This window comes from Lysinibacillus irui (assembly GCF_028877475.1).
Classification (GTDB): Bacteria; Bacillota; Bacilli; order Bacillales_A; family Planococcaceae; genus Lysinibacillus; species Lysinibacillus irui.
This window is the reverse complement of record NZ_CP113527.1, coordinates 593,537-617,011: the sequence shown is the minus strand read 5'-3', so window position 1 is coordinate 617,011 and position 23,475 is coordinate 593,537. Positions and strand designations below refer to the sequence as shown.

Here is a 23,475-nt window from a genome sequence, read left to right as displayed (position 1 = left end):
CTATATATTATGGTTATAGACCAACTCGACCCATACCATTAATGATTTTATCCAATGTTTCATCGACAACCGTAATCATACGTGCATTTGCATTATACGCTTGTTGGAATGTAATCATATTTGTCATTTCTTCATCTAAGGAAACTGCACTTACAGCATCACGGCTATTAGATACCATAAGACGCTGGGATTCAGATGTCGCAGCTAAACGTAACGCCTCTTCACCATCTACACCAACTTTTCCGACAATCGCTTGGTAGAATGATTGTAAGCTTGCGTTATCTATATCTGCATATAATTTATGTTGCATATTTGCAAGTTCGTAAGCATTCTTACCATTTCCTTCTTCTGTTGGGTTAGAAGATGCAGCTAATAGGTTGGGGTTTTTTAGGATATCTTCATTAACCTTGATTCCACCAGCACCAGTACCTTCAAAGAAAACGCCTCCTTGTACAGAAGCATTGATGATGTTTCCATTTGCATCTTTCTCTTCTAGTGTATAACCTTTTGCATGTTGTGCATTGAATTCTTTAATAAATGCATTGGCTAATTGATCTAATTTTTGTAAAGTTTCTGGGTAGTATCCTTTAACATCGCCACCCGCACTTTGATAACCAAATGAATTAATTAATGAAAGTAATTTCCCTTTCGATGCTTCAAAATCTTGCTGTTTAATGGCCGTTTGTGTACTAGTGACAGTGCCAGCCTCATGTACATCTAAAGATTCCAATCCTGTTAATTGTAATTCAGAAAAAGAGTTTGTAATATCGTCGCCTGTCACCTTAGTGCCATTTGTACCCATTGCTGTAAATTGAGCGAAATCTTTACCGTTTACTAGATCTCTGACAATACCATCTGTCCCTTTAAAGGTAATTTTCAAACTTCCTTCTGCAACCTCTGATGCTAAACCACCTGAAGGAATACGTTCAATTGATACTGGGATATACTCATTTAATTTATCGACTAAAGTATCACGAACATCATATAAATCATTCGGTACATGTCCACTTGGTTCGACCTCTTGTATCTGTTTATTAACCGCTGCAATTTGTTTAAGGATGGTATTAATTTGAGTTGTCGAAACATTAAGTTCATTTCCAAGATTGCCCTGAATCATTTTTAATTGTTTATCAAGGTAATTAAAAGATTCAGCTAAGTGCTCTGCACGGCTAATAGCTACTTGACGTGAAGCACCATCTGCAGGCTTAGTCCCCACATCTTCAAGTCCTTTCCAGAACTGCTCGAATGCTTTATCTAAACCGAATTCCGAAGGTTCATTCATGACATCTTCCATTTGTGCTATAGCATTTGTTCTAGATTCCCAATATCCAAATTTATTTGTTTCTTGACGGTATTGGCGATCGATAAATTCACTGCGAATACGTTGGATTGAACTTGCTTCAACCCCAGTACCAAGATGTCCTGGATAAGTAGGTTGGTTTAAGCCGGCTGTTGGAAAACCTGGTGTCGCCTGCATATTTACTCGTTGGCGAGAGTAACCTAGCGTGTTAGCGTTCGAGATATTGTGTCCTGTTGTGTATAAAGCTGTTTGTTGTACGAAGAGGCCGCGTTTGCTTGCTTCTAGGCCCATAAATGTTGAGCGCATGTTTCTTCCTCCCTTGTTATGCTTGTGAATCGAAATATGATTTTTTAGCTATATTGTTTGTGCCGCGGACCTCATTGCTAGAGTAATTCATTTGCTCTGTGCGAGGTCTTACGGCGTCTAGTGTTAGGTTGACGATTTGTAGAGATTGGAAAACGAGTTTTTGATTTAGATCATTTTGTTTTCGTAGGTCTTTGATGATTTGTATTAAGCGTTCGCGAACTGCTGATAGTGTTGCTTTGTCAGCTTGTTGTTCAGCAGCCTCGATGACATCTGCTACAGTTGTTTTGTCAGTTGAAGCAAGTCCCTTTGCTTCAAGGTAGTCCGTTACCTGTTTCTGACGCTGTTGCTCGAGCTTATCGATGGCTGCTACGTGTGCCTGCTCATCCTTGAGCAATTGGTCTAGAGCTTCGATATCGCCAGCTTTGATGATTTCTGTTTTTTTATAGGCTAGTTCAAGTAAGCTTTTATGCATTTTCTCTAGCATCGTTAGTGTAGAACTAATCGCTTCTACAGACATATCGCTATACACCCTTTCTGCTATTCCCTAGAAACGATAATATTTCAGCATATCCTCCGCTACTTTACGAGCATCTACTTTGTATTCACCAGATTCAATGTCTTTTTTCAATTGCTGTACGCGGTCAGCTCGTTCTGTACTGTAGGTTGAAACTCCTTGCAATTCCTGTGCTGCCTTTGAAATTTCAATTTTATCTGCAAAAGAAGCTTTGTTTGTATCTGATTTCACATTGCGCACTTGGTTTTTATAGGCGTTCACCGCATTAATTCCATAAGATGTAATTTTCATATCGAAACCTCCTATCTAAAAATCTTATCTTACTATTATTTCGGATTGTCTCACATAATGTTAAGTTTTCACATATAAAAAAGTGTGCTAATTTTGTTTAAAATTAACACACAATTCCAGTTATTAACGTTTTCGCTCTGAGTGATACGTGACACGATCACGTTGCTCTACACTTTCACGGAATTCCTTTGCCGCTTCAAATGTACGCAAATCGGCCTTTAATTCATCCTGACATTTCGTACAAAGCTTGCCTTTCGTTGTCAGGTGACCACAGTTATCACATGGATAGCCAAGGTTAGGGAACATGGCTGGTTGCAAACGACCTTTGCGAACCCATCTGTATAATAGCTCTTCTTCTGCGCCTGTTGCTTCCACAATGCGTTCAACTGTTGCTGCACGGTTTTCGCGTTTACGTAAGAAGCGATAGACGATTTGATACAGCTCTTCCTCTGATTGTGCACATTTATGACAAACCTCTCGGACCCCTGTATAATTGAAAAATTCATTACATTTTGGACAATTACGAACCTCTGCCATCTATTTTCCTCCTCTTACAACATTTCTTATCTATGAATGTTATTTATTATACATTACACTTTGGTATTTTTAACCTTCAATTAATGTGAAGTATTGGACATTTTTAGCACCTGCTTGTTTTAACACATCTTCAGCATGCTGTAAAGTAGTTCCTGTAGTTTTTATATCGTCAAATAGAAGATAATCTTTATGCTCCACGTGTACATCCGTCATCAAGCGAAAAAGTGGTGCCGCATGTAACCGTTGTTCTCTATTTTTAGAGCTTTGTGTCTCGGTAGTAGTCTTTTCTAGTAGCTGAATATATGGGACATGAGCAGCCTTCAATAGTTCCTCTGTATGCGAAAAGGTGCGTTCCTGTTGTTTGAGGGGATGCACGGGAATTGGAATAAAAGTCGCCTTTTCTTTCTTAAAGCGAGTATATAGCTCCTGACGAAATACTTTTGCGAGGGCTACATCTTGTAGAAATTTAAACTGGTGTAAGAAATCTTTCATGTGATCATTGTATTGGTAGAGTGCGGTAGAGGAGTTTGAGCGTTGAAAGTGAGAGTTACATCTTTCACATATAGTCGGAGAGAATTGCTTTATTAAAAGTGTGTTCCAGGAAATCATGGTGTTTAATGATTGAGAGCATATTAAACAGCGCGTTTCTATTTTATTCATTGAAAAATCCTTTCTTATTATAAAAAAGAATTTTTGCACGCGCCTCGTCCATCTCTGTCGTAATACCGTGATGAAAGTATAGGACGTCCCCATCAGGAAATTGAATATTTCGTCCGACACGGCCTGCGATTTGAATAAGTGCACTAGCTGTAAAAACGGGGGATTCAGCCCCAATAACAGCCACCTGGACATTGCTGATCGTAATGCCTCTTTCTAAAATAGTTGTCGTTAATAATCCTGGCACTTCTTTATTTCGCAGTTTCACCACTTTCTCTTTACGCTCCGAATCCTCTGCATGCACAGCAAGTATATCTTCATTTATTAATTGAAAAAGTGGTGCTGCTATCTTCATTAAACTAATTGTCGGGAAAAATATTAAAAATGGTTCATTTCGACTCAAACGCTCCTCTGTCCATTGTTTAAGCTTCTTAGGAATCTTACCTCTATTAAAGCTTTTTTCATAGCCCCACAAAGCATGAAATTGAGGGAATGGTAATGGGTAATTGTGATAGCGCTTTGGGATAAAAGAGTAGCTTTCTTTGTGAAAAGACTGAAGTAACTTTTGTGCAGGGGTTGCAGTGACATATACAATGGGAGCATCATTTCTTTTCGCTTTTTCAACCGCTCTTTGCAATGTTTCATCAAATGTATAAGGAAAAGCATCTGCCTCATCTACAATCATGACATCAAATGCTTGTTCAAATCGGTAGAGCTGATGGGTCGTCGCAATGACAAGCTGAGCATAACCAGCTTGCTTGGATGCACCTCCATATAATGCATGAATGATCGTTTTAGGAAAAACTTGCTGAAAGCGTGGGTAGAGCTCTAGCACAACATCCGTGCGTGGTGTTGCAATACAAACACGCAAACCACGCTTTAAGGCATCATGAACCATAGGAAATAGCAGCTCCGTTTTACCAGCGCCACAAACCGCATGAATTAGATGCGAGCGTTGTGCTTGCACACTTGCTAATGCTTCATTTGCAGCCTGTTCTTGTAGTTTAGTAAATTGTCCTGTCCATTGTAAGATATGATTGCTCGTCTTTATCGCCTTAGGACCTGTCCAAACCATTAATTGTGTACAGCTACTTACCCTCCCCATCTTGATACAATGCCGACAATAAATACATGGTTGCTGACACTTTGAACAATCAAATATCGTGAATAAATGTCGATTTGTATTATGGCAGCGATTGCATTTTATAACTGGATTTATTTGAATTCCTTCTATTAAACAGAAGTAATTATGATTGATTGCTTTCTCAATATCGTCTGCTGAAAATGGAGCATGATTTTTCAGCCAAATGCGACCTTCATGGAAATCACGCATTGCGGGCGGTACTATCCAGCCTTTATATCTCATTAATCTTTCTCCCTTCATAGAAAAAAGCCTCTACTTTTGCAGTAGAGACTCATTCAATTCAAATTATTTTTTTGTCCAGCCTAAGCCTAGAGATCCTTCACCTAAATGTGTTCCGATGACCGGACCGAAATAGCTTAGTTTAAAGTTTACATGTGGGTACGTTTTCGCTAATTGTTCAAGCCATTCTTGTGCCTCTGCTTGGCAATTACCGTGAATGACCACCGCATCCAGTGCATCATACTTTTTCGCATCCTCTGCTAGCAGCTCTTCAACTCGCTTTAATGCCTTTTTACGCGTTCGAATTTTTTCGAAAGGTACAATGACCTTGTCCACAAAATGCAAGACTGGCTTCACTTGTAAAAGACCTCCGATTAAAGCTGCTGCTGCAGATAAACGTCCACCACGTTGTAAATGTGCTAAGTCGTCTACAATGAAGTAAGCACGAATATATTGCTGCATGTCCGCTAATGCTGCAAGGATATCTTTTGCTGAATAGCCCTCATTCGCCATTTCAGCTGCTTTTAAAACATAGAAGCCTTGAACCGCACAGGATATTTCACTGTCAAAGGCATGAACCTTAATACCTTCTACCATTTCACCTGCTTGTATTGCACCTTGATATGTTCCACTAATACCGCTCGATAAATGAATGGAAATAACCTCGTCATATTCTTTCGCCAGCTCATCAAAGAGAGCGACAAATTCTCCGATTGGAGGCTGTGTTGTTTTCGGAAATTCCTTTGCACCACGCACCTTATCATAAAATTCAGATGCTGTGATATCTACTTCTTCTGCAAATAATTGACCTGAGATATTAACGCTTAAAGGAATCATATGAATGTTTAAGCGTGCACGTTCCTCAGCCGTAATATATGCAGTACTATCTGTTACGATTGCCGTCCTCATCTAAGTCCACTCTCCTATGATTCTTAGTTTACAATCTATTCCTTCTCGCTGCAATTGTTGTTGTGTCGTTACACTAAATGAAAACAAAAAGAAATGAATGTGAAATGAATGACGTTCACGTTTTTTGCCATTCAGAATGGTGCTAGTAAGCAGCTTCCATTTCACATTCATTTTTTATGTATATAGGCTTATCTTCACTCAATTAGGTTGAATGAAGATAGCTCCTGTTAATTGCCTGTACTTGATTGTGAGTCATCACCAATATAAAAGACACTTGTTACTTTCCAATCGTTGTCTTCTTTCACAAAGACGGTTACTTGACGTCCTGCACTTTCATGCTCGACATTTGTCTCAAGTTGAAGAGAGTGCATTTTCATATTGGCAAACACTTGAGCCTCTTCTGGTTCATATTTAGCAATCGTTACGTTTTCTACATCACGCTTAATATCAAATTGCTCAAATACTTCTGATGCATATGTTTTTTCTTCATCGTATTTAAAACCTTTTGGATTTTTCGAAATGGTCTTCATATAACGATCAATTTCTTCAGCGTTCAACGCTGCAATATACTCATCAAAAGATGCTAATATAGCTTTTTCCTCTGCTGCTGGTACGTTTTCAGCTTTTTCTACGTTACCACCCATCATCTCAAAGCCTACTGTACCATCATCTATTACTTTTTCTCGTTCTTCGTCACTCATTTTCTCATCTTTATTACCACAGGCAGTTAACACTAATAAGATTAAAACTGCTAGAAAACTTTTCTTTAACATCAAAAAACCTCCCGCGCATATTGTAGCATATAAATGCTGTCGTAGGAATTTTGTTGTGCATTTTCAACATTTAGGTGCTACATCTTCCTTATGACGCATTAGGCTGTAAAATGTTGCATGGTCTGTTAGTTTTCTTGTTAAATGCACCTTTTGCGATGTTACAAAATTGTGAATGACTCGCTATTCCAAGAGTAACTGCTATACAAATAATTACCATAAAACAATAAAAAACTGTTTTAAAAACTACTTCATAATAAAGTAGCTTTTAAAAACAGTTTTTGCAATTATCGTACTTCAACCCAACCATTTTTAATGGCTGTTACAACAGCTTGTGTACGGTCATTCACATTCATTTTTTGTAGAATACTTGATACGTGGTTTTTAACTGTTTTTTCAGAGATAAATAATGTCTCACCAATTGTACGGTTAGATTGTCCATCTGTTAACAGCTGTAAAACTTCACATTCACGTTTCGTTAGTAAATGGAATGGACGACGAATTTCTGTTTGGTGGAAGTTTCCTTTATTTTCGTGCTCTGATAGTCGTTTAAATTCTGCTACTAGGTTTTTCGTTACTTTTGGATGTAAGTAAGAGCCACCATTGGCAACGACTTTAATCGCCTCAACGATTTCATCTGCATCCATCTCTTTTAACATATAACCAAGTGCACCTGATTTTAAAGCATGTGTCACATATGTTTCATCATCGTGAATGGACAGCATAATCACTTTTGCATCTGGGAATTCACTAATTAACTCCGATGTTGCTTCTACACCATTTTTGCCTGGCATGTTAATATCCATAAGTACAACATCTGGTTCGTTTTCAGCATATAACGTAACCACGTCTGTACCATCGTCACCTTCAGCTACTACATCAAACGTATCTTCAAAGTCTAAAATACGTTTTACTCCTTCGCGGAATAGCTGGTGATCGTCTACAATAATAATCTTTGTCATTTGTCTTTACCCCCTAAATTTCTGCAACAGTTACATCATTCTACTTCTAACGGTATTTTAAATAACACCGTTGTCCCTCGATTGATTTCACTCGTAATGGTAATTGTACCATTTAAAATTTCAATACGTTCTTTCATTCCTAAAATCCCAAAGGAATGATCTTTCACTACTTGTGGGTCAAAGCCTATGCCGTCATCTTTTACAACAACATTGACTGCATCCTTTAACCATTCAAGCTTTACCCAAATGTCTTTACACTTTCCATGCTTCATGGCATTTGTTACACATTCTTGTACTAATCGGAAAATGGATACTTCATAATTTGAAGGTATACGTTTTTCTGTACTTCTCGATTGGAAATGAATTTCAACACCAGGATTGTATTCAGTCACTGTCGATAAATACTTCTTTAATGTCGGAACAATTCCCAAATCATCAAGTGCCATTGGTCGTAGATCATAAATAATACGTCGCACCTCTGATAAAGCATTCCGCACCGTTTTCTTTAAATCGGCCATTTCAGCCAATGCATTTTCAATACCTTTTTCACGATACGTTCTATCTATTAAATCAGTGCGCATTAGTACATTTGCAAGCATTTGAGCAGGTCCATCGTGAATTTCTCGCGATAAACGCTTACGCTCCTCTTCTTGAGCTGCAATAATTCGTATGCCAAAATCTTGCTTCATTTTTGCTTGTTCAAGCGCTAAACCAACATTTTTTAAATCAGAAGTTAAGTAATTCAAAACGACATTTACCTGATTGACAATATGATCAGCTCGTTCAATCGTATCGAGTAACCCTCTTAATCTTCTCTCTAGATCATCTCTTTTATCGCGTAGCTGCTTTTCTTGTGTTCTCATAACGGAGAGCTTTACTTGAAAATCATGTGCAGTTTCATATGCTTCTCTAACTTGTTCTTCGGTATAATTATCAAAAGCTTTACTCACTAATACAAGTCGTTGCTTAGCAAGCTGCGTACTTTTTTCCAAAGCATCGCCTTCATCAATGACGATTGATATTTGTTTTCGAACAATTTCTAGCTCTTTTTGCATATCTTCAAAGCTTCTTCGGCTCTGTTCACTTATAATAAAGATATCGTCCTTCGAGCTCATTATTGTATCTAACATTCGATTAAAAATGTCATCAAGCGACTTTAAATCGAAGGTATCATTTGAAAACATAGTATACTCCCCAGTCTAATGTCTTATGATTACTTACTATTTTAATAGACCAAATTCATATATTCCATAGTCTACACCTATTATAGCATTACCATGCTAAAATTTAATGCTTTTTCTTCACGAAAATTATAGAATAGAACTCTAGTTAAAAGGAGATTGATACTTATGAGAGAAAACTATTTAACAGTAAAAGGTTATGGTGAAAGCGAAATTGTCATTTCAAAATCCCGCTTTCTCACTTATATAGAACGTGCAGAAACGGAAGAGGATGCAATTTCTTTTATAGATCGTATAAAAAAATTGCATCATAATGCAACTCATAATTGCTCAGCCTATATTATTGGAGAGCATGATCATATTCAAAAAGCGAATGATGACGGGGAACCTAGTGGTACGGCTGGCGTCCCTATGTTAGAGGTCTTAAAAAAACAAGGCTTAAAAGATACTGTCGTCGTCGTGACTCGCTATTTTGGAGGAATTAAATTAGGTGGCGGTGGCCTTATTCGCGCTTATGGAAAAGCAACAACTGAAGGTCTTATAGCTGCCCAGGTGGTTGAACGCAAACTTCATCATTTCCTGAATGTTGGCATTGATTACACTTGGCTCGGAAAAGTAGAAAATGAAATAAGAGGTTCGTCCTATACGTTAGAGGAAATTCGCTATTTAGAGGGTGTAGAAATCATAGTTTCTGTCCTAAAAGAGGAAGAAGAACAGTTCCGAAGTTGGATAACAGAAATGACAAATGGACAAGCAGCCATCACATTCGAAGATGCTCAATTTGTAGAATTTATTGTCAAATGATTAGTTTTAATTGTCGAAACTAAATACGCATAGTATAATTTTTTTGTTAGGCTATTTTTATTGACCACATGTTTACTTCTTAGTAATTGAATAAAATTTAGCTTTATCGCATTATTATTCCCAATAATTAGAGGAGAATATATCTATTATGAAAAAAAGATCTGTAAGTCCGAACAAAAAGAGGTCTTCTAAAGCTTCATTAATTATAAAAGTTACACTACTATTAGTTGCCAGCTTGGTAATTTGTGTAACGGCTTATGCTGTTTACCTTACTAAACAGGTAGAGCATGCCGCAGACTCAGCATATGAGGAATTAGAAGGTCGACAGGTTTCTAAGCAAAGTGTAGAAAAAGTAGAACCGGTACATGATAATGTATCTATTTTATTTGTCGGGGTTGATGATAGTGATAATCGTGGACAAGGTTCGGATCATTCACGTTCCGATGCTCTTGTTTTAGCTACACTAAATAATAAAACCCATACAATTAAAATGTTAAGCATTCCTCGTGATTCTTACGTTTATATTCCTAAAGTAGGCTATAAAGATAAAATTACTCATGCGCATGCAATGGGTGGAACACTTACTACTATTGAAACAGTAGAAGACCTATTTGATATTCCTATCAATTACTATGTACGTATGAATTTCAATGCTTTTATTGATGTAGTTGATGCTTTAGGCGGTATTGAAGCAGAAGTACCTTATGCTTTACATGAATTAGATGAATTCGATAAGTATACAATTAACTTACAGCCAGGCTTACAGCATTTAGATGGTAGCCAAGCACTTGCACTCGCAAGAACACGTAAGCAAGATAGCGATATCGAGCGTGGTAAACGTCAACAAGAAATTCTTTCAGCGATTATTAAAAAAGTCGCTTCTGTTGGCTCCATTACAAAATATGATGATGTGATCAAAGCTCTTGGTGATAATATGAAAACGGACATGACATTCACTGAAATGAAATCCTTCTTATCTTATTTATCAAAAGGCACACCACGTATTGACTCTTTAACATTGGACGGTACAGATGACATGTCTACTGGTATTTATTATTACCAGTTAAATCAGGATTCTGTTGAAGAAGTAAAAGAAATTTTCAAGAACCATCTTGGCATAAATGAACAATCCTCAAGCCTAACAAGTGGCAATACAGGAACAAATAGTGCTGCTAGTGATGATGATTCAATCATTGAATAAATAATTAAAAACTTTTAGACCGTAGACAAACTTTCTTGTCTATGGTCTTTTTGTATTACAATCCTTTGATAATTAGCTACCCTTTTCTCTTACCCTGTCATAACACAAATAAACTAGCTCACTTAGTTTCTCTCCCCTTTCATTTCCTATACATAAAAACTGCGCAGGATCTTCCTTCTCATGATTGGAGTACCAGTTAATCAATCGTTAACATTTCTCCATTGATTTAATTTCGTACTTAATAGAAGGTGTTTATGTAAAAAAATTAGAGCAACAATCCTATAATAGAAAAGCAGGATCCATAAACCCTGGATAAAAACAGTTCGAGCCATGGCTATAAAAAAACCGTAGTCAAACTCTCAAATTTTTGAGTTTGACTACGGTCGGAGCAATCACACAATATGTATGATTGATATATTTTATTTACTAAAGATCCGTACAAAGTTTAATAATGGTTTATAGTTTTTACCAGCAAGCCCTATGATCTCAACGAAGATTTCAATGGCTGTTAGGATGACAGCTACTAGTAAAATTGCGCCCCAAACTTTTGCCATAGAGAAAATGATCGCTGCTAATCCAAACATCATCGCGATACCGTAAATAATTAGTACCGTTTGACGATGTGTGAAGCCCATATCCAATAAACGGTGGTGTAAATGTGATTTGTCTGGATCAGACCATTTTTTCTTCATACGTACGCGACGAACAATCGCAAAGAATGTATCAGAAATCGGTACACCAAGAATAATAATTGGAATGATTAACGAAACGAATGTAACATTTTTAAATCCAAGCAATGCTAGAACGGAAATCATAAATCCAAGGAACAGTGCCCCTGTATCACCCATAAAGATTTTTGCTGGGTGGAAATTATAAAATAAGAAACCAAGTGAAGCTACAGCTAAAATGGCTGCTAACGCTAATACAAATACATTGCTCATAATAAATGCCATGACAGCTAAAGTAATAAGTGCAATCGTAGAAACACCTGCAGCTAAACCGTCTAAGCCATCAATTAAATTAACTGCATTGGTAATACCGATGATCCAAATAATCGTTAATGGGATACTCAGTAAACCAAAGTCTAATGTACCTAAAAACGGTAGATTAACCATATCAATTTCAATACCGCCTACAAAAACAACAATTAGTGCAGCAATTAGCTGACCAAGCATTTTTGCTTTAGCGGAAATCTCACGCATATCATCAATAACACCTGTAACAACGATGATACAAGCACCAATAATGATAGCTAATAAAGCTTCATTACTACCATGTTTCGTATCGACTAAAAACGAATATAAAATCGTCACACCGATGATAAAGGCAAGAAAAATCGCCAAACCGCCAAGTCTTGGCATAATTCGAGCATGTACTTTTCGATAGTTTGGTGCGTCAACTGCACCTATTCTAAACGCTAAACGTTTCACTAATGGAGTTAACAAAATGGATGCAACAAATGCTGCTATTAAAGACACGTAAAGCATGTCTCTCCTCCTCAAAAAAATATAATCTACATTGAAATCCACATTGATTATAGCATGAACAAGCATTGAAATATACTTTTTCTAAACATTTTCCACGATTTCACAAATATTTTGTACATTTTAGCATTAATAGATTCCTATATAGTCAATTGTAGTCACCATTCGCAAAATTTGATAGAATAATGGAGTGTCTAGCATTTAGACAACTTTAAAGGAGCGTATATTTCATGTTCTCAATTTTCAAAAGTAACAAAGAGCAAACAAGTGCTCGCCAATTAAAACGCTACTATAAAATAGTAGATCAAATTAACAATCTTGAAGAAAAATATGTCAACAAGTCAGATGCCGAATTACGAGAAATGACTTTTATTTTCAAAGATCAATTAGAGCAAGGTGAGCCTATTACATCTATCATCCCGGACGCATTTGCTGTTGTACGCGAAGCCTCAAAGCGTGTATTAGGAATGCGTCATTTTGATGTACAGCTGATCGGTGGTCTTGTATTAACAGAAGGTAATATTGCTGAAATGCCAACAGGCGAAGGTAAAACACTAGTTGCCTCCCTTCCCTCCTATGTGCGTGCATTAGAAGGTAAAGGTGTTCATGTCATCACAGTAAATGATTACCTAGCAAAGCGTGACTATGAGCTAGTCGGTCAAATCCATCGTTTTCTTGGCTTAACTGTTGGTTTAAATGTACCGATGATGGAAGCTGATGCGAAAAAAGAAGCTTATAATGCAGATATTACATACGGTGTTGGTACTGAATTTGGTTTCGATTATTTACGTGACAATATGGCCTATAGCCTAGCAGATAAAGTGCAACGTCCTTATCACTTCGCCATTATTGATGAAGTGGATAGTGTATTAATCGATGAAGCAAAAACACCGTTAATTATCGCAGGTAAAATGCCGTCCAACGAAGAATTACACCGCATTGCTGCTATGTTAGCTAAACGTTTCAAGAAAGATGAAGACTACGATTTCGATGAAGAAACGAAAGCTACTTCCCTAACAGATAAAGGTATTGAAAAGGTTGAGGCTGCCTTCAATATTGACAATCTTTATGACTTAGAACATCAAACACTTTTCCATTATGTAATCCAAGCTGTTCGTGCACACGTTATGTTCAAACGCGACGTAGATTACATTGTAAAAGAAGATAAAATTGAACTTGTCGATATGTTTACAGGCCGTATTTTAGAAGGCCGTTCACTTTCTGATGGCTTACATCAAGCGATTGAAGCCAAGGAAGGCGTAACAATTACAGATGAAAATAAATCACAAGCGCAAATTACGATTCAAAACTATTTCCGTATGTATCCGAAGCTTTCCGGGATGACGGGTACAGCGAAAACACAGGAAAAAGAAATCCGAGAAGTGTACGGCATGGAAGTTGTGCAAATCCCAACAAACCGTCCACGACAACGTATCGATCAACCTGATATTATCTTTAGCACACAGGAAGCAAAATATAAATATGTTGCTGCTGAAGTTAAAAAACGTCATGAAAAAGGCCAGCCAATTCTAATTGGTACAACATCGATTTTACAGTCTGAAACAGTGGCTGACTATCTGAAAAAAGAAAAATTAACATTCCAATTACTGAATGCAAAAACGGTAGAGCAAGAAGTTGAGCTTATTTCGCAGGCAGGACAAAAAGGTCGTATTACTGTAGCGACAAATATGGCTGGCCGTGGTACAGATATTATGCTAGGTGAAGAAGTTCATGAACTCGGTGGTTTATATGTAATTGGTACAGAAAAGCATGAAAGCCGTCGTGTGGACAATCAGCTACGAGGCCGTTCTGGTCGTCAAGGTGACGTAGGCGAAAGCCGCTTCATTCTCTCTATTGAAGATGATATGTTCCGTCGTTACGCAAAAGAAGAAGTTGAAAAATTCTCTGCAAAAATGGTCGTAGACGAAAATGGAATCATTCAAAATAAAGAGGTTCAAGAGCTTATTGACCGTACACAGCGTATTGTTGAAGGTTCACAATATGGCATGCGAGAGTATAACTTAAAATTAGATGATGTTATAAATGATCAACGTACCGTGCTTTATGGACTACGCGATAAAATTTTAGCTGGTGAAGATTTGATGGGCGAGCTAAAAAAAATGCTGCGTGAAACTGTTGATTTTGCTGTGCATGACGCTGCACCAGAAGATGTATCATCTATGGAGTGGGATTATGATCAAATGGAGCAAGCTCTTAACTCTCTGTTCATTACACCTGTTTCAATCGATCGTGAAGTAGGAAAAGTAAAGCAAATCCTAGCTGATATTCAGCCTTCTGAACAGGAACTACTCGACCATATGGAGAGGTTTGCTGAAAACGAAAGAGTCATGGAAGTATTACCTCAAATCATGCTTAGCTACATCGATAGTGGCTGGGTCAAGCATTTAGAGGCCATGACACATTTAAAAGAAGGTATTGGCTTACGTCATTATCAACAAGAGGATCCAATGCGAATTTACCAACGAGAAGGGCTTGAATTATTCGGGAAGAACTTCCAAGAATTACGCCGTTCTATCATTATAGAAATTACAGGCTTCATGAAAACAGTTGAGGCACAACAGGAGGAACAATAATGGGCTTATTTTCATTCTTTAAAAAATCGGACAAAGTCGTTCAAGAAAACACAATTGACTCTAAGGACTTACTAGGAAATGTTTCAACAAATAAAGGTGATAACCGTGATGTTGAAACAAAGCTGTCCTTCCACCCAGAATGGGACGTACCTCAGGAGCAAAAATATATTTTTAACTTCCTAGCTAATGAGCTAGAACCATTGAAACCAAATCAATTATCGCTTTCTTCTATTAGTATTGAAGAAGCACGTGGTGGAAAATGGCTAGTGCGTGCATTTTTCCGTTCTTCTTTACCACAAGCGATTGAACTAGGTGAAATTGAACTTTTCATCATGGATAAAAATGATGAGCTTGTAGCTTCTAAAAAATTCGATTTTAAAGAACTTGGCACAATCCCTGCTGAAAGTGCTCGTCCTTGGGTTTTTGAATTCGAAAAATCTTCAATTAAAGTAGATGAAGTACCTGAAGATGGCTGGAAAATTGCCTTTAATCTTATTTCCCTTCGTGGTCACCAATTAGAATTAGATCCATCATGGGAAAAACAACTACCAGCAGCTCAAAAAGAAGAGCTTGAAAAAATTGTAAAAACACTACCAAAGCTAGGTGAAACAGAGGTAAACTTCACAGGCTTACAGGCTAAATTAGCTGACAATGGTAATTTAAACGTCTCTATTTTTATCCGTAATGGTCACAATAAAGCGATTAATCTAGAACAATTACCATTAGAAATTATCGATGCTACAGGCAAACAAATTGCCAAGGGTTCATTTAAAATGGATCCAATCTTAACTGTACAACCTAATTCAACAAAGCCTTGGACATTTATTTTCCCAGCCGAGCTTGTTGATGCAAAAGATGCTGACCTTTCTCGTTGGACAGCACGTGTAACACAATAACATGTAACCCCCTTCTAACTTAACTGGAAGGGGGTTTTATGTTTTATTGAACTCACAAAAAAGCGATCTTTGCCTAAGCAAAAATCGCTTCTTTTCTTATTTCACGCCATCAAAACGTTTATAGCCTACTAACTTAGAAGACCAGTACGAATATGTCACATCCGAAATTTCTACCCCATCTGTGCCCGCATGGATGAATTTATTATCGCCAAGATAAATGCCCATATGAGAAATTCCTTCTTTATAGGTATTCTCGAAGAATACTAAATCCCCAGGTACCGGATTTTCTACATGCGTTGTATTGCCATTATAGTATCCTTCACTGCTTGCTCTTGCTATTTTTAAGCCCCCCTGATTAAAGGCATAAAAAATAAAGCCACTACAGTCTAATCCTACTGGTGTATTACCACCGTATAGATATGGAGTGCCAACCAATGTATTGGCAACTTCAACTGTTTTTTTATAAATCGCCTGTCCATTTGCTGTAGGGTCTTTAGCTGTTACGTTGGATGATGTGCCCGCATCTGAAGTTACATTATTATGTATAGGATTGCTGTCGGGTTTCACTGTTGCTGAAGTAATTTTTAACACCTGTCCAATATAGATGATGTCTGACTCAAGCTTGTTCCAATCCCTGATATCCTTAATTGTCACATTATATTGTTTTGCTATTTTTGATAATGTGTCACCTTTCGCTACAGTATGAGAGCTAGCTGTTGGTTTCACAGATGGTGATGGTGCTGAAGGTTTTTTCCCCTCATTCGTTGCTTGCTTTTGAATCTCTAGCTTTTGTGCTACATAAATCGTATCTTTTGATAGATTATTCCACTTCATGATATCCTCAATCGTGACTTGGTGATTATGGGCGATTTTGGATAAAGTATCTCCTTTTTGTACGGTATATGTTGCTGCTTCTGCTGGTTGTAGTGCTAAAAATGAAGTTGCAATAGTGCTTAAAACAAGAATTCTCCATTTTTTCGTATTTTGCATTCCAAAGTGCCTCCGTTCGTGCTAGAATATTTCCTTGTGTGTCTATCATACTAGATAACTACCTGAAGAAAAATCGGAAATACTGACTATTTTTCAAACATTCTAGCAAACCTATAAAATACGACGAAATCCGACTATATTGCGATAATGTATACATTGCAAGATTAGCGTTCCTATGATAACATACACTTCTGTATTTAAAATTTTTAGAAAGTTTTATCTTTTCAATCTTAAAGGAGTTTTTATACTTATGAAAAACATCTTGCATTTCATCAAAGGAAATTTAGCAGTAGGATTACTACTATTTGCCTTGTTCTTGGGTGCTGGTAATATTATTTTTCCACCGTTATTAGGTCAACAAGCCGGCGAGAACATTACGATAGCCATGATCGGCTTTCTAATTACAGGTGTTGGTTTACCCTTACTAGCAATTGTTGCTGTCGCAAAAGCAGGGGGCGATTTACAACTGTTAGCCAATCGCGTCAGCCCTGCATTTGGAGTGATCTTTACATCAATTGTCTATTTAGCCATTGGGCCGTTCTTCGCTGTACCACGAACTGGCTCCGTGTCCTATGAAATAGGTATTGTGCCATTTCTTCCTGAGGCTATGAAGGATCATTGGGCACCCCTATTCATCACATCTATTTTGTTTTTTGCTTTAATTCTTTACTTATCTATTAATCCTTCGAAGCTTGTCGACCGAGTAGGAAAAATCCTAACACCCGCATTGCTTCTTGTTATTTTATTACTAGCTGTTAAAAGTTTTATCTCTCCAATGGGCGAGCCAGGAGAAGCTGTAGGAAAATATATTGGGTCTCCTTTTGCAGAAGGCTTTGTACAAGGTTACTTAACAATGGACGTACTTAGTGCACTTGTTTTCGGTATCGTTATTTTACAAGCATTGCGTGATATGGGAATGAAAGATACGAAAAAGCAAGTCAATACGACGATTTTTGCAGGTGTCGTTGCTGCTATCGGCTTATCATTTGTTTATATCTCACTTAGCCATATCGGTAACACAAGTATTCAGGCAATTGGTTCCTCCACAAATGGTGGAGATATTATTGCAAAATCTGCTGAAGTGCTCTTCGGTAGTTTTGGAAGTATTATTTTGTCTGCGACTATTTTACTAGCATGTATTTCAACAGCAGTCGGTTTACTGACGGCCAATGCACAATATTTTCATAAGCTGTTCCCTAAAATTTCATATAAAACATTTTTAATTGTATTCACTATTTTAAGTGCAGCCATTACAAATGTTGGACTTTCAACAATTATTAGTGCATCTCTACCTGTCCTGTTAATTATTTATCCATTAGCTATGGTATTGATGGTGTTATCGTTAGCTGATCATTTCTTTAAAGGTGGACAAGTTGTTTATATTTTAGCGCTTATTCCAACTTTCTTTGTCAGTCTATACGATGGCTTCAAGCAAATGAAAATTACAATCGAACCATATGAAAATGTGCTTAAAGCATTGCCGCTCTATGAGCAAAATCTAGGATGGTTATTGCCAGCGATTATCGGTGCATTCATTGGTTTTATTATTCATAAGCTTTTCAAAAAGTAGTCCTCTCAATCTGCTTCCTGTTTAGTAGGAAGCAGATTTTTTCTGTTTATTAAAGCCCCCACATCAACTTCGCTTGATGTATAATAAAAATCAGATAGTCAATTGTTAAATGTATCCATCTGCTTACACCTTAGTAGAATGGTGCATTTAAAGATTGAGCTCTAGAAAAGAGGTGTCCTATGAAAAAATTAATATGGTCTTTTGTCTTTGTTTTAAGCTTTTTCCTCTTACCATTCGCGACTACTCACGCTGCTAGTAATGAACCACAGCTAGTCAAAGAAATGAAGGAAATTATTCGTAATACGTATGTGGGGACAATCAATGGAGATTTAGAGAATGCCACATCCATCAAAGAAATCATCGATATGCTCGATCCCTATTCAACTTATTTTACAAAAAAAGAATTTGAAGATTACATGAACAGTATCAATCTATCAACGATTGGGATTGGTGTAGTGATTGAAGAACATGAAGATGGCATTCATATTTTACAAGTCATTGAAGGCAGCGGTGCCTTTGAGGCAGGTGTTCAGGCAGGAGATATCATTATCGGTATAAATGGCGAGACCATAGCGGGGCGCTCTACGCAGGAAGCCTCTTCCCTCTTAATCGGTGATGAAGGTACTAAGGTGAATGTTACTTTGAAACATAGTAATGAAACGACATCGATTAAAACGATTACCCGTAAACAGTTTACATTACCAAATGTACACTCTGAATTACTGTTTGGTAATGTTGGCTATATAGCAATGTCTTCATTCTCTGAAGATGGTGCACAGCTCGTCAAAAAAGCTCTTACTGACCTAAAACAGCTTGGTGCTAAATCGTTCATCTTGGATTTACAAAATAATGGTGGCGGCTACGTGACAACAGCGGAAGAAATGACAGGACTATTCCCATCTGCAAAAGTAGCTTATTTGTTGGAGGAAGCACATGACTCCTATACAATCCCAGCAGTTCAGCAAGATACGAAGTTCCCAGCAAATACACGTATTTTAGTCAACCGTTATAGTGCTAGTGCTTCGGAAATGCTTTCTGCATCATTAAAAGACCAAAAAGCCGCTATTTTATACGGTGAAACAACATATGGTAAAGGTGCTATGCAGGGCTTTTATACGCTTCATGATGGAAGCTACCTAAAGCTAACTGTCGGTAGATTCACAGGACCTGCTCGGCAGACTATTCATGAAGTAGGTGTCAAACCAAATATTCAAACGACAACCGCTCCCATTTTTCAAGCACATTTTGATGCAATAAAGGAGCAATATCCAAAATATAAAAAACTCTCTACTGTGAAGAACGTCGCAAATAAAGAAAAAATAACGGTAAAAGTTTCGTTACCAGTCTCATCGCAAATTGCTAAGGGTCGTGTTCAGCTTGTTGCTTTAGGGGCTAATGAAGTTTCGGCAACTGCTAAAGTTGAGGGGCAAACACTTATTGTTACACCAACAAAGCCGTTATCACCAGACCAAGAATATATGCTACTTATTCATCCAAATACACATAGCAAAGTACAAAAAGGCTACTATCAGCATATAAAAATAAATAAATAAATAAATAAATAAATCCTCTCAGCGATAGCAAATATCGATGAGAGGATTTTTTATACCACTTCTATTGTTTTCCAAAAATATAATTGGACAATGTCATTCGCTAGTTCAGCAGGTAATCTTTTATGTTCTAATAAATTGGTTACTATTAATCTTTCTATTGAACCTACTAAACTATCTATCATTATTTTGATATCCACATTACACAGCTGCAAATCTTTGTCGCAATCATGAAGATAAATAAGATGGATCAATTGCTGTGTCAATTGGATTTTCACTAAGCTTGATTGCTCCGATTCAATAAAACCTATTTTCGTTAATTTCGGATTTTCAACGATGTAAACAAATAGGTTTACTAACTTTTGCTCTAGCAAAGCGACAAAGCCCTGCAATCCATTTTCAACAATTTCTGCTGACTTATTATTCATCACGTCAAAAAATCCACTTTGAAATTGTGTATTCAAATCGTTATAAAGTGCATCCTTACTTTTAAAATACAAATAAAAGGTTGGCTGTGTTACATTAGCTGCCTTTACAATGTCACTAATTTTTGTATGATGATAACCTTTATCGGAAAAAAGCTCTATCGCTTTTTCAAGTAATAGTTGTTTGCTTCGTTCACCATTTGAATTAAATTTTCTCCCTCTCGGCATACTTTCCACCTTATCTTAGTTTAGAGTAATCATATATCTTCTGTATGATAGACACACTATTCTAAATCAAAAGTAACTATTTTTAACAATTTGTTCATAATTTAACCATAATTATACACTATTTACTAAGAATACACTCTCCTTTTTTTACTATAAACTAATATTTATATGCTGTTTACATCGATAAATACAAAGTGGATATCCAAGAATTTCTTCTAAGATATCCACTATTCTTCTTCACATAAAATTATGTCAAAATAATAGTTTAGTGCCAAAAACCTACTCGTTTAAATTTCCGAAAATTACAATAATATCATTTTACACATATACTTACCAACATAATGCAAATCTATTATTTTGAAAAGTCCTTTTTTTTGAAAAAAATTTTTTTGTTTGTATATTTAGCTCATAAAAAGTCAATCCCCACAATACTTTTAGCCCATTTCCCTCCCTCAAAAAAATTTTTTTCTAAAAATCAAACCATTTTACTTTTCAGAAAAAGTGTTATAATCGCCAAGAATTTAAAATTTTCAATTTTGGAGGCATATGATGGTATTACGTGATTTTTTCATTTACTTATCAGAGAACAAATTATTAAATAGTGCTGCACAAAAATATGGGCTAAAAATGGGTGCTCAAAGTGTTGTTGCCGGTACAAGCTTACCTGAAGTTGTGCAATCGATTAAAGAATTAAACAAAGCTAATATTTCTTGTACAGTCGATAACCTAGGTGAATTCGTTTACGAAAAATCAGAAGCAACTGCTGCAAAAAATAATATCTTAGCTGTCGTGCAAGCGATTCATGATGAGCAGCTTGATGCGCACATCTCACTTAAGCCTTCACAATTAGGTTTAGATATTGATTATGCATTCTGCTACGAAAACTTAAAAGAGATTGTAGCTCTTGCACATCAATATAATATTTTCGTGAATTTCGATATGGAAAACTACGAACGTTTACACAGCTCTTTTGAATTATTGGAGGAGTTACACAAAGAATTTGATAACGTAGGTACAGTTATTCAAGCTTACTTCTTTGAGTCAGAAGAAAATATTGAAAAATACAAAAACTTCCGTTTACGTATTGTAAAAGGTGCTTACAAAGAGCCAGAAAATGTAGCGTACCAATCAAAAGTCGATATCGACCGTAACTACCTAAAACTAATTGAACATCATTTGTTACATGGTAAATTCACTTCTATCGCTACACACGATCATAATGTGATCAACCATGTGAAGCAATTTGTGAAACAGCACAATATTCCAAATGATAAATTTGAATTCCAAATGTTATACGGTTTCCGTAAAGAAATGCAATTAGATCTTGCTCGTGAAGGCTATAACTTCTGCACATACTTACCATTTGGAAACGATTGGTATGGTTACTTTATGCGCCGTTTAGCTGAACGTCCTCAAAATTTAACGCTTGTAACAAAACAAGTGTTTAATAAAAAAACGAACGTAGCAATCGGCATCGGTGCAGCAGCATTTGCACTTGGCCGTCTTTCTAAAAAAGGAAAATAAAAACTGAAGGGTTAAATACTTAGCTCTATCATTACATCAAAAAAGCGAAAACATCGTTAATCAATGTTTTCGCTTTTTTTATTGAGCTTAAAGTTTTTCACACGATATTGTAAGCTTTGTCGACGAATGCCCAGGGCTGCTGCAGTTTTAGAAATATTCCCTTGATGAAAGTCTAATGCTTTTGAAATATAATACTCCTCTACTTCCTTCATGTAGACATCTAACGGTCGAATGTCCTGTTGATTTTTAATAACAAACAAGTCACTCGTTGGAACTTCTTGTTCGGCTTCCTCACAGGAGCTTTGGATTTTCCACTTGAAATGAACGGGCAGCATATGCGATTCCACTATCGTTTCATTTGTGATCAATGACGTGATTTCATCCAAAAGAACTTCTAATTCCTTTAAATTCCCTGGCCAATCATACTTTAAAAACGTTTCTCGCACTTCTTCGGAAAGCCCTTGGATGGAAGAGCCAAAGCTGTCACGATGCCTTTTGAAATAATCGTCAATAAAGGGCATAATATCTTCTTTTCTTTCCCGTAACGGTGGCACGTAAATGGTGATCCCTGAAAATAGTCGGTAAAGCTTTTTGGATAACTCTTGCTTTTGAATTAAATCTATCGGGTCTTTGCCAACACTTGCGATTAAAACATGCTGATGATTTGGATGGTTGTTGAAAAGCTCAACAATCTTTTCCTGGGCTTCAAGCGATAAATATTCGATTCGCTCGGCAAAGAAGGTGATTTTTTCTTTTTCAACAATGTATTTTTCGAATTGCTTTAACACCGTTTTCTCGTCTCGACGGCAAATTAAAGCAATAAACATATCATTTTGCACCTTTAGATCATGATGAATACCCTCGGCCACCATATCAATCCCTGTGCCTGACTCTCCTATTAGCACAACAGGCATTCTACTTAACGCTACAATCTTTGCCTTTTCAATAACATCCTTCATAACTGGCGATACAGCCGTAATGATATCAAATGTCAAAGGGGCACCATATCTTCTTAATGGCTGATACATCATATATTCAAGCTGTGTAATATCTCGTGCAAATTCCACAGCCCCCACTAAAGCACCTTCATAGTGCAACGGATAAATATTGCTTATGTAGGTCACTTCTTGTTCTTTTTTATTCCAATACGTTTTTTTAACATTGAGAATTGGCGTTTCAGAACTTAGGACCTTATAAATATCACTTTTTTCAATTTCGAAATCAATAATTTCTAAGGCTCGTCTCTCCTCATACTCGTCTTCATTAACGCCTTCTAATTCTCGCATTTTTTTATTGTAGATGAGTAACTTGCCTTCTGTATCTACTACGCAAATTCCCATATCACCTTTTTCAATGACGTATTTATAAATACTTTGTAATACATTATTATCCATCTTGTCCTCCTGCATTCCATTAAGC

At 36.8% G+C, this 23,475-nt stretch carries 21 protein-coding genes; 7 read left to right on the top strand and 14 right to left on the bottom strand.

Annotation, left to right across the window (positions count from 1 at the left end):
• Window positions 1–13: 13 nt before the first annotated feature.
• The 10 genes from flgK to OU989_RS02870 all read right to left on the bottom strand — a co-directional run bounded on the left by flgK (window position 14) and on the right by OU989_RS02870 (window position 8,793).
• Window positions 14–1,606 carry a flagellar hook-associated protein FlgK gene (gene flgK, locus OU989_RS02915; RefSeq protein ID WP_274795621.1) on the bottom strand — a complete coding sequence of 531 codons (1,593 nt, stop codon included), beginning with the start codon at window positions 1,604–1,606 and terminating at the stop codon, window positions 14–16.
• Between the two features lie 16 nt (window positions 1,607–1,622).
• Complete coding sequence (locus OU989_RS02910; protein ID WP_274795620.1) at window positions 1,623–2,123, bottom strand: flagellar protein FlgN; 501 nt, start codon at window positions 2,121–2,123, stop codon at window positions 1,623–1,625.
• Between the two features lie 27 nt (window positions 2,124–2,150).
• The gene (gene flgM / locus OU989_RS02905; protein WP_274795619.1) at window positions 2,151–2,411 is read right to left on the bottom strand and encodes a flagellar biosynthesis anti-sigma factor FlgM; all 261 of its coding nucleotides are present in this window, start codon (window positions 2,409–2,411) and stop codon (window positions 2,151–2,153) included.
• Between the two features lie 123 nt (window positions 2,412–2,534).
• The gene (locus OU989_RS02900) at window positions 2,535–2,948 is read right to left on the bottom strand and encodes a TIGR03826 family flagellar region protein (protein ID WP_274795618.1); all 414 of its coding nucleotides are present in this window, start codon (window positions 2,946–2,948) and stop codon (window positions 2,535–2,537) included.
• A 69-nt stretch (window positions 2,949–3,017) separates the two neighbouring features.
• On the bottom strand, window positions 3,018–3,440 hold the full coding sequence (locus OU989_RS02895) for a ComF family protein (RefSeq protein ID WP_274795617.1): 423 nt from the start codon (window positions 3,438–3,440) through the stop codon (window positions 3,018–3,020).
• A gap of 160 nt (window positions 3,441–3,600) precedes the next feature.
• Window positions 3,601–4,989: an ATP-dependent helicase ComFA gene (locus OU989_RS02890; protein WP_274795616.1), complete on the bottom strand. Its 1,389-nt coding sequence runs from the start codon at window positions 4,987–4,989 to the stop codon at window positions 3,601–3,603.
• Window positions 4,990–5,034: 45 nt separating this feature from the next.
• Window positions 5,035–5,877 (bottom strand): DegV family protein, encoded by an 843-nt coding sequence (locus OU989_RS02885; RefSeq protein ID WP_274795614.1) that lies wholly within the window; start codon window positions 5,875–5,877, stop codon window positions 5,035–5,037.
• A 227-nt stretch (window positions 5,878–6,104) separates the two neighbouring features.
• Window positions 6,105–6,650 (bottom strand): nuclear transport factor 2 family protein, encoded by a 546-nt coding sequence (locus tag OU989_RS02880; RefSeq protein ID WP_274795612.1) that lies wholly within the window; start codon window positions 6,648–6,650, stop codon window positions 6,105–6,107.
• Between the two features lie 284 nt (window positions 6,651–6,934).
• Window positions 6,935–7,609, bottom strand: a complete 675-nt coding sequence (locus tag OU989_RS02875; protein WP_274795611.1) for a response regulator transcription factor — start codon at window positions 7,607–7,609, stop codon at window positions 6,935–6,937.
• A 35-nt stretch (window positions 7,610–7,644) separates the two neighbouring features.
• A complete protein-coding gene (locus OU989_RS02870) occupies window positions 7,645–8,793 on the bottom strand; it encodes a sensor histidine kinase (protein ID WP_274795610.1) in 1,149 nt (382 codons plus the stop codon).
• A gap of 165 nt (window positions 8,794–8,958) precedes the next feature.
• Here OU989_RS02870 and OU989_RS02865 point away from each other — a divergent pair, with 165 nt between their 5' ends.
• A complete protein-coding gene (locus OU989_RS02865) occupies window positions 8,959–9,594 on the top strand; it encodes a YigZ family protein (RefSeq protein ID WP_274795609.1) in 636 nt (211 codons plus the stop codon).
• Window positions 9,595–9,742: 148 nt separating this feature from the next.
• A complete protein-coding gene (locus OU989_RS02860; protein WP_274795608.1) occupies window positions 9,743–10,795 on the top strand; it encodes an LCP family protein in 1,053 nt (350 codons plus the stop codon).
• Window positions 10,796–11,214: 419 nt separating this feature from the next.
• Here the strand turns inward: OU989_RS02860 and OU989_RS02855 are convergent, their stop codons facing one another.
• The gene (locus OU989_RS02855; protein WP_274795607.1) at window positions 11,215–12,282 is read right to left on the bottom strand and encodes a glycosyltransferase family 4 protein; all 1,068 of its coding nucleotides are present in this window, start codon (window positions 12,280–12,282) and stop codon (window positions 11,215–11,217) included.
• Between the two features lie 227 nt (window positions 12,283–12,509).
• Here OU989_RS02855 and secA2 point away from each other — a divergent pair, with 227 nt between their 5' ends.
• Window positions 12,510–14,873 carry an accessory Sec system translocase SecA2 gene (gene secA2, locus OU989_RS02850; protein WP_274795606.1) on the top strand — a complete coding sequence of 788 codons (2,364 nt, stop codon included), beginning with the start codon at window positions 12,510–12,512 and terminating at the stop codon, window positions 14,871–14,873.
• Window positions 14,873–15,769, top strand: a complete 897-nt coding sequence (locus OU989_RS02845) for an accessory Sec system S-layer assembly protein (RefSeq protein ID WP_274795605.1) — start codon at window positions 14,873–14,875, stop codon at window positions 15,767–15,769. Before secA2 ends, OU989_RS02845 begins: the two co-directional genes overlap by 1 nt.
• A gap of 96 nt (window positions 15,770–15,865) precedes the next feature.
• On the opposite strand, the gene OU989_RS02840 is transcribed toward OU989_RS02845, so the two are convergent.
• The gene (locus OU989_RS02840) at window positions 15,866–16,759 is read right to left on the bottom strand and encodes a C40 family peptidase (RefSeq protein ID WP_274795604.1); all 894 of its coding nucleotides are present in this window, start codon (window positions 16,757–16,759) and stop codon (window positions 15,866–15,868) included.
• Window positions 16,760–17,009: 250 nt separating this feature from the next.
• Between OU989_RS02840 and brnQ the strand changes: the two genes are divergently transcribed.
• Window positions 17,010–18,329, top strand: a complete 1,320-nt coding sequence (gene brnQ / locus OU989_RS02835; RefSeq protein WP_274795603.1) for a branched-chain amino acid transport system II carrier protein — start codon at window positions 17,010–17,012, stop codon at window positions 18,327–18,329.
• Between the two features lie 179 nt (window positions 18,330–18,508).
• Window positions 18,509–19,882, top strand: a complete 1,374-nt coding sequence (locus OU989_RS02830) for a S41 family peptidase (RefSeq protein ID WP_274795602.1) — start codon at window positions 18,509–18,511, stop codon at window positions 19,880–19,882.
• Window positions 19,883–19,932: 50 nt separating this feature from the next.
• Here the strand turns inward: OU989_RS02830 and OU989_RS02825 are convergent, their stop codons facing one another.
• A complete protein-coding gene (locus tag OU989_RS02825; RefSeq protein ID WP_274795601.1) occupies window positions 19,933–20,532 on the bottom strand; it encodes a TetR/AcrR family transcriptional regulator in 600 nt (199 codons plus the stop codon).
• 549 nt (window positions 20,533–21,081) lie between these two features.
• On the opposite strand from OU989_RS02825, the gene OU989_RS02820 reads away from it, so the two are divergent.
• Window positions 21,082–22,056, top strand: a complete 975-nt coding sequence (locus tag OU989_RS02820) for a proline dehydrogenase family protein (protein ID WP_274797265.1) — start codon at window positions 21,082–21,084, stop codon at window positions 22,054–22,056.
• A gap of 56 nt (window positions 22,057–22,112) precedes the next feature.
• Here the strand turns inward: OU989_RS02820 and OU989_RS02815 are convergent, their stop codons facing one another.
• Entirely contained in the window at window positions 22,113–23,450 is a 1,338-nt protein-coding gene (locus OU989_RS02815) for an AAA-type ATPase lid domain-containing protein (RefSeq protein ID WP_274795600.1), read from the bottom strand.
• Window positions 23,451–23,475 lie beyond the last annotated feature (25 nt).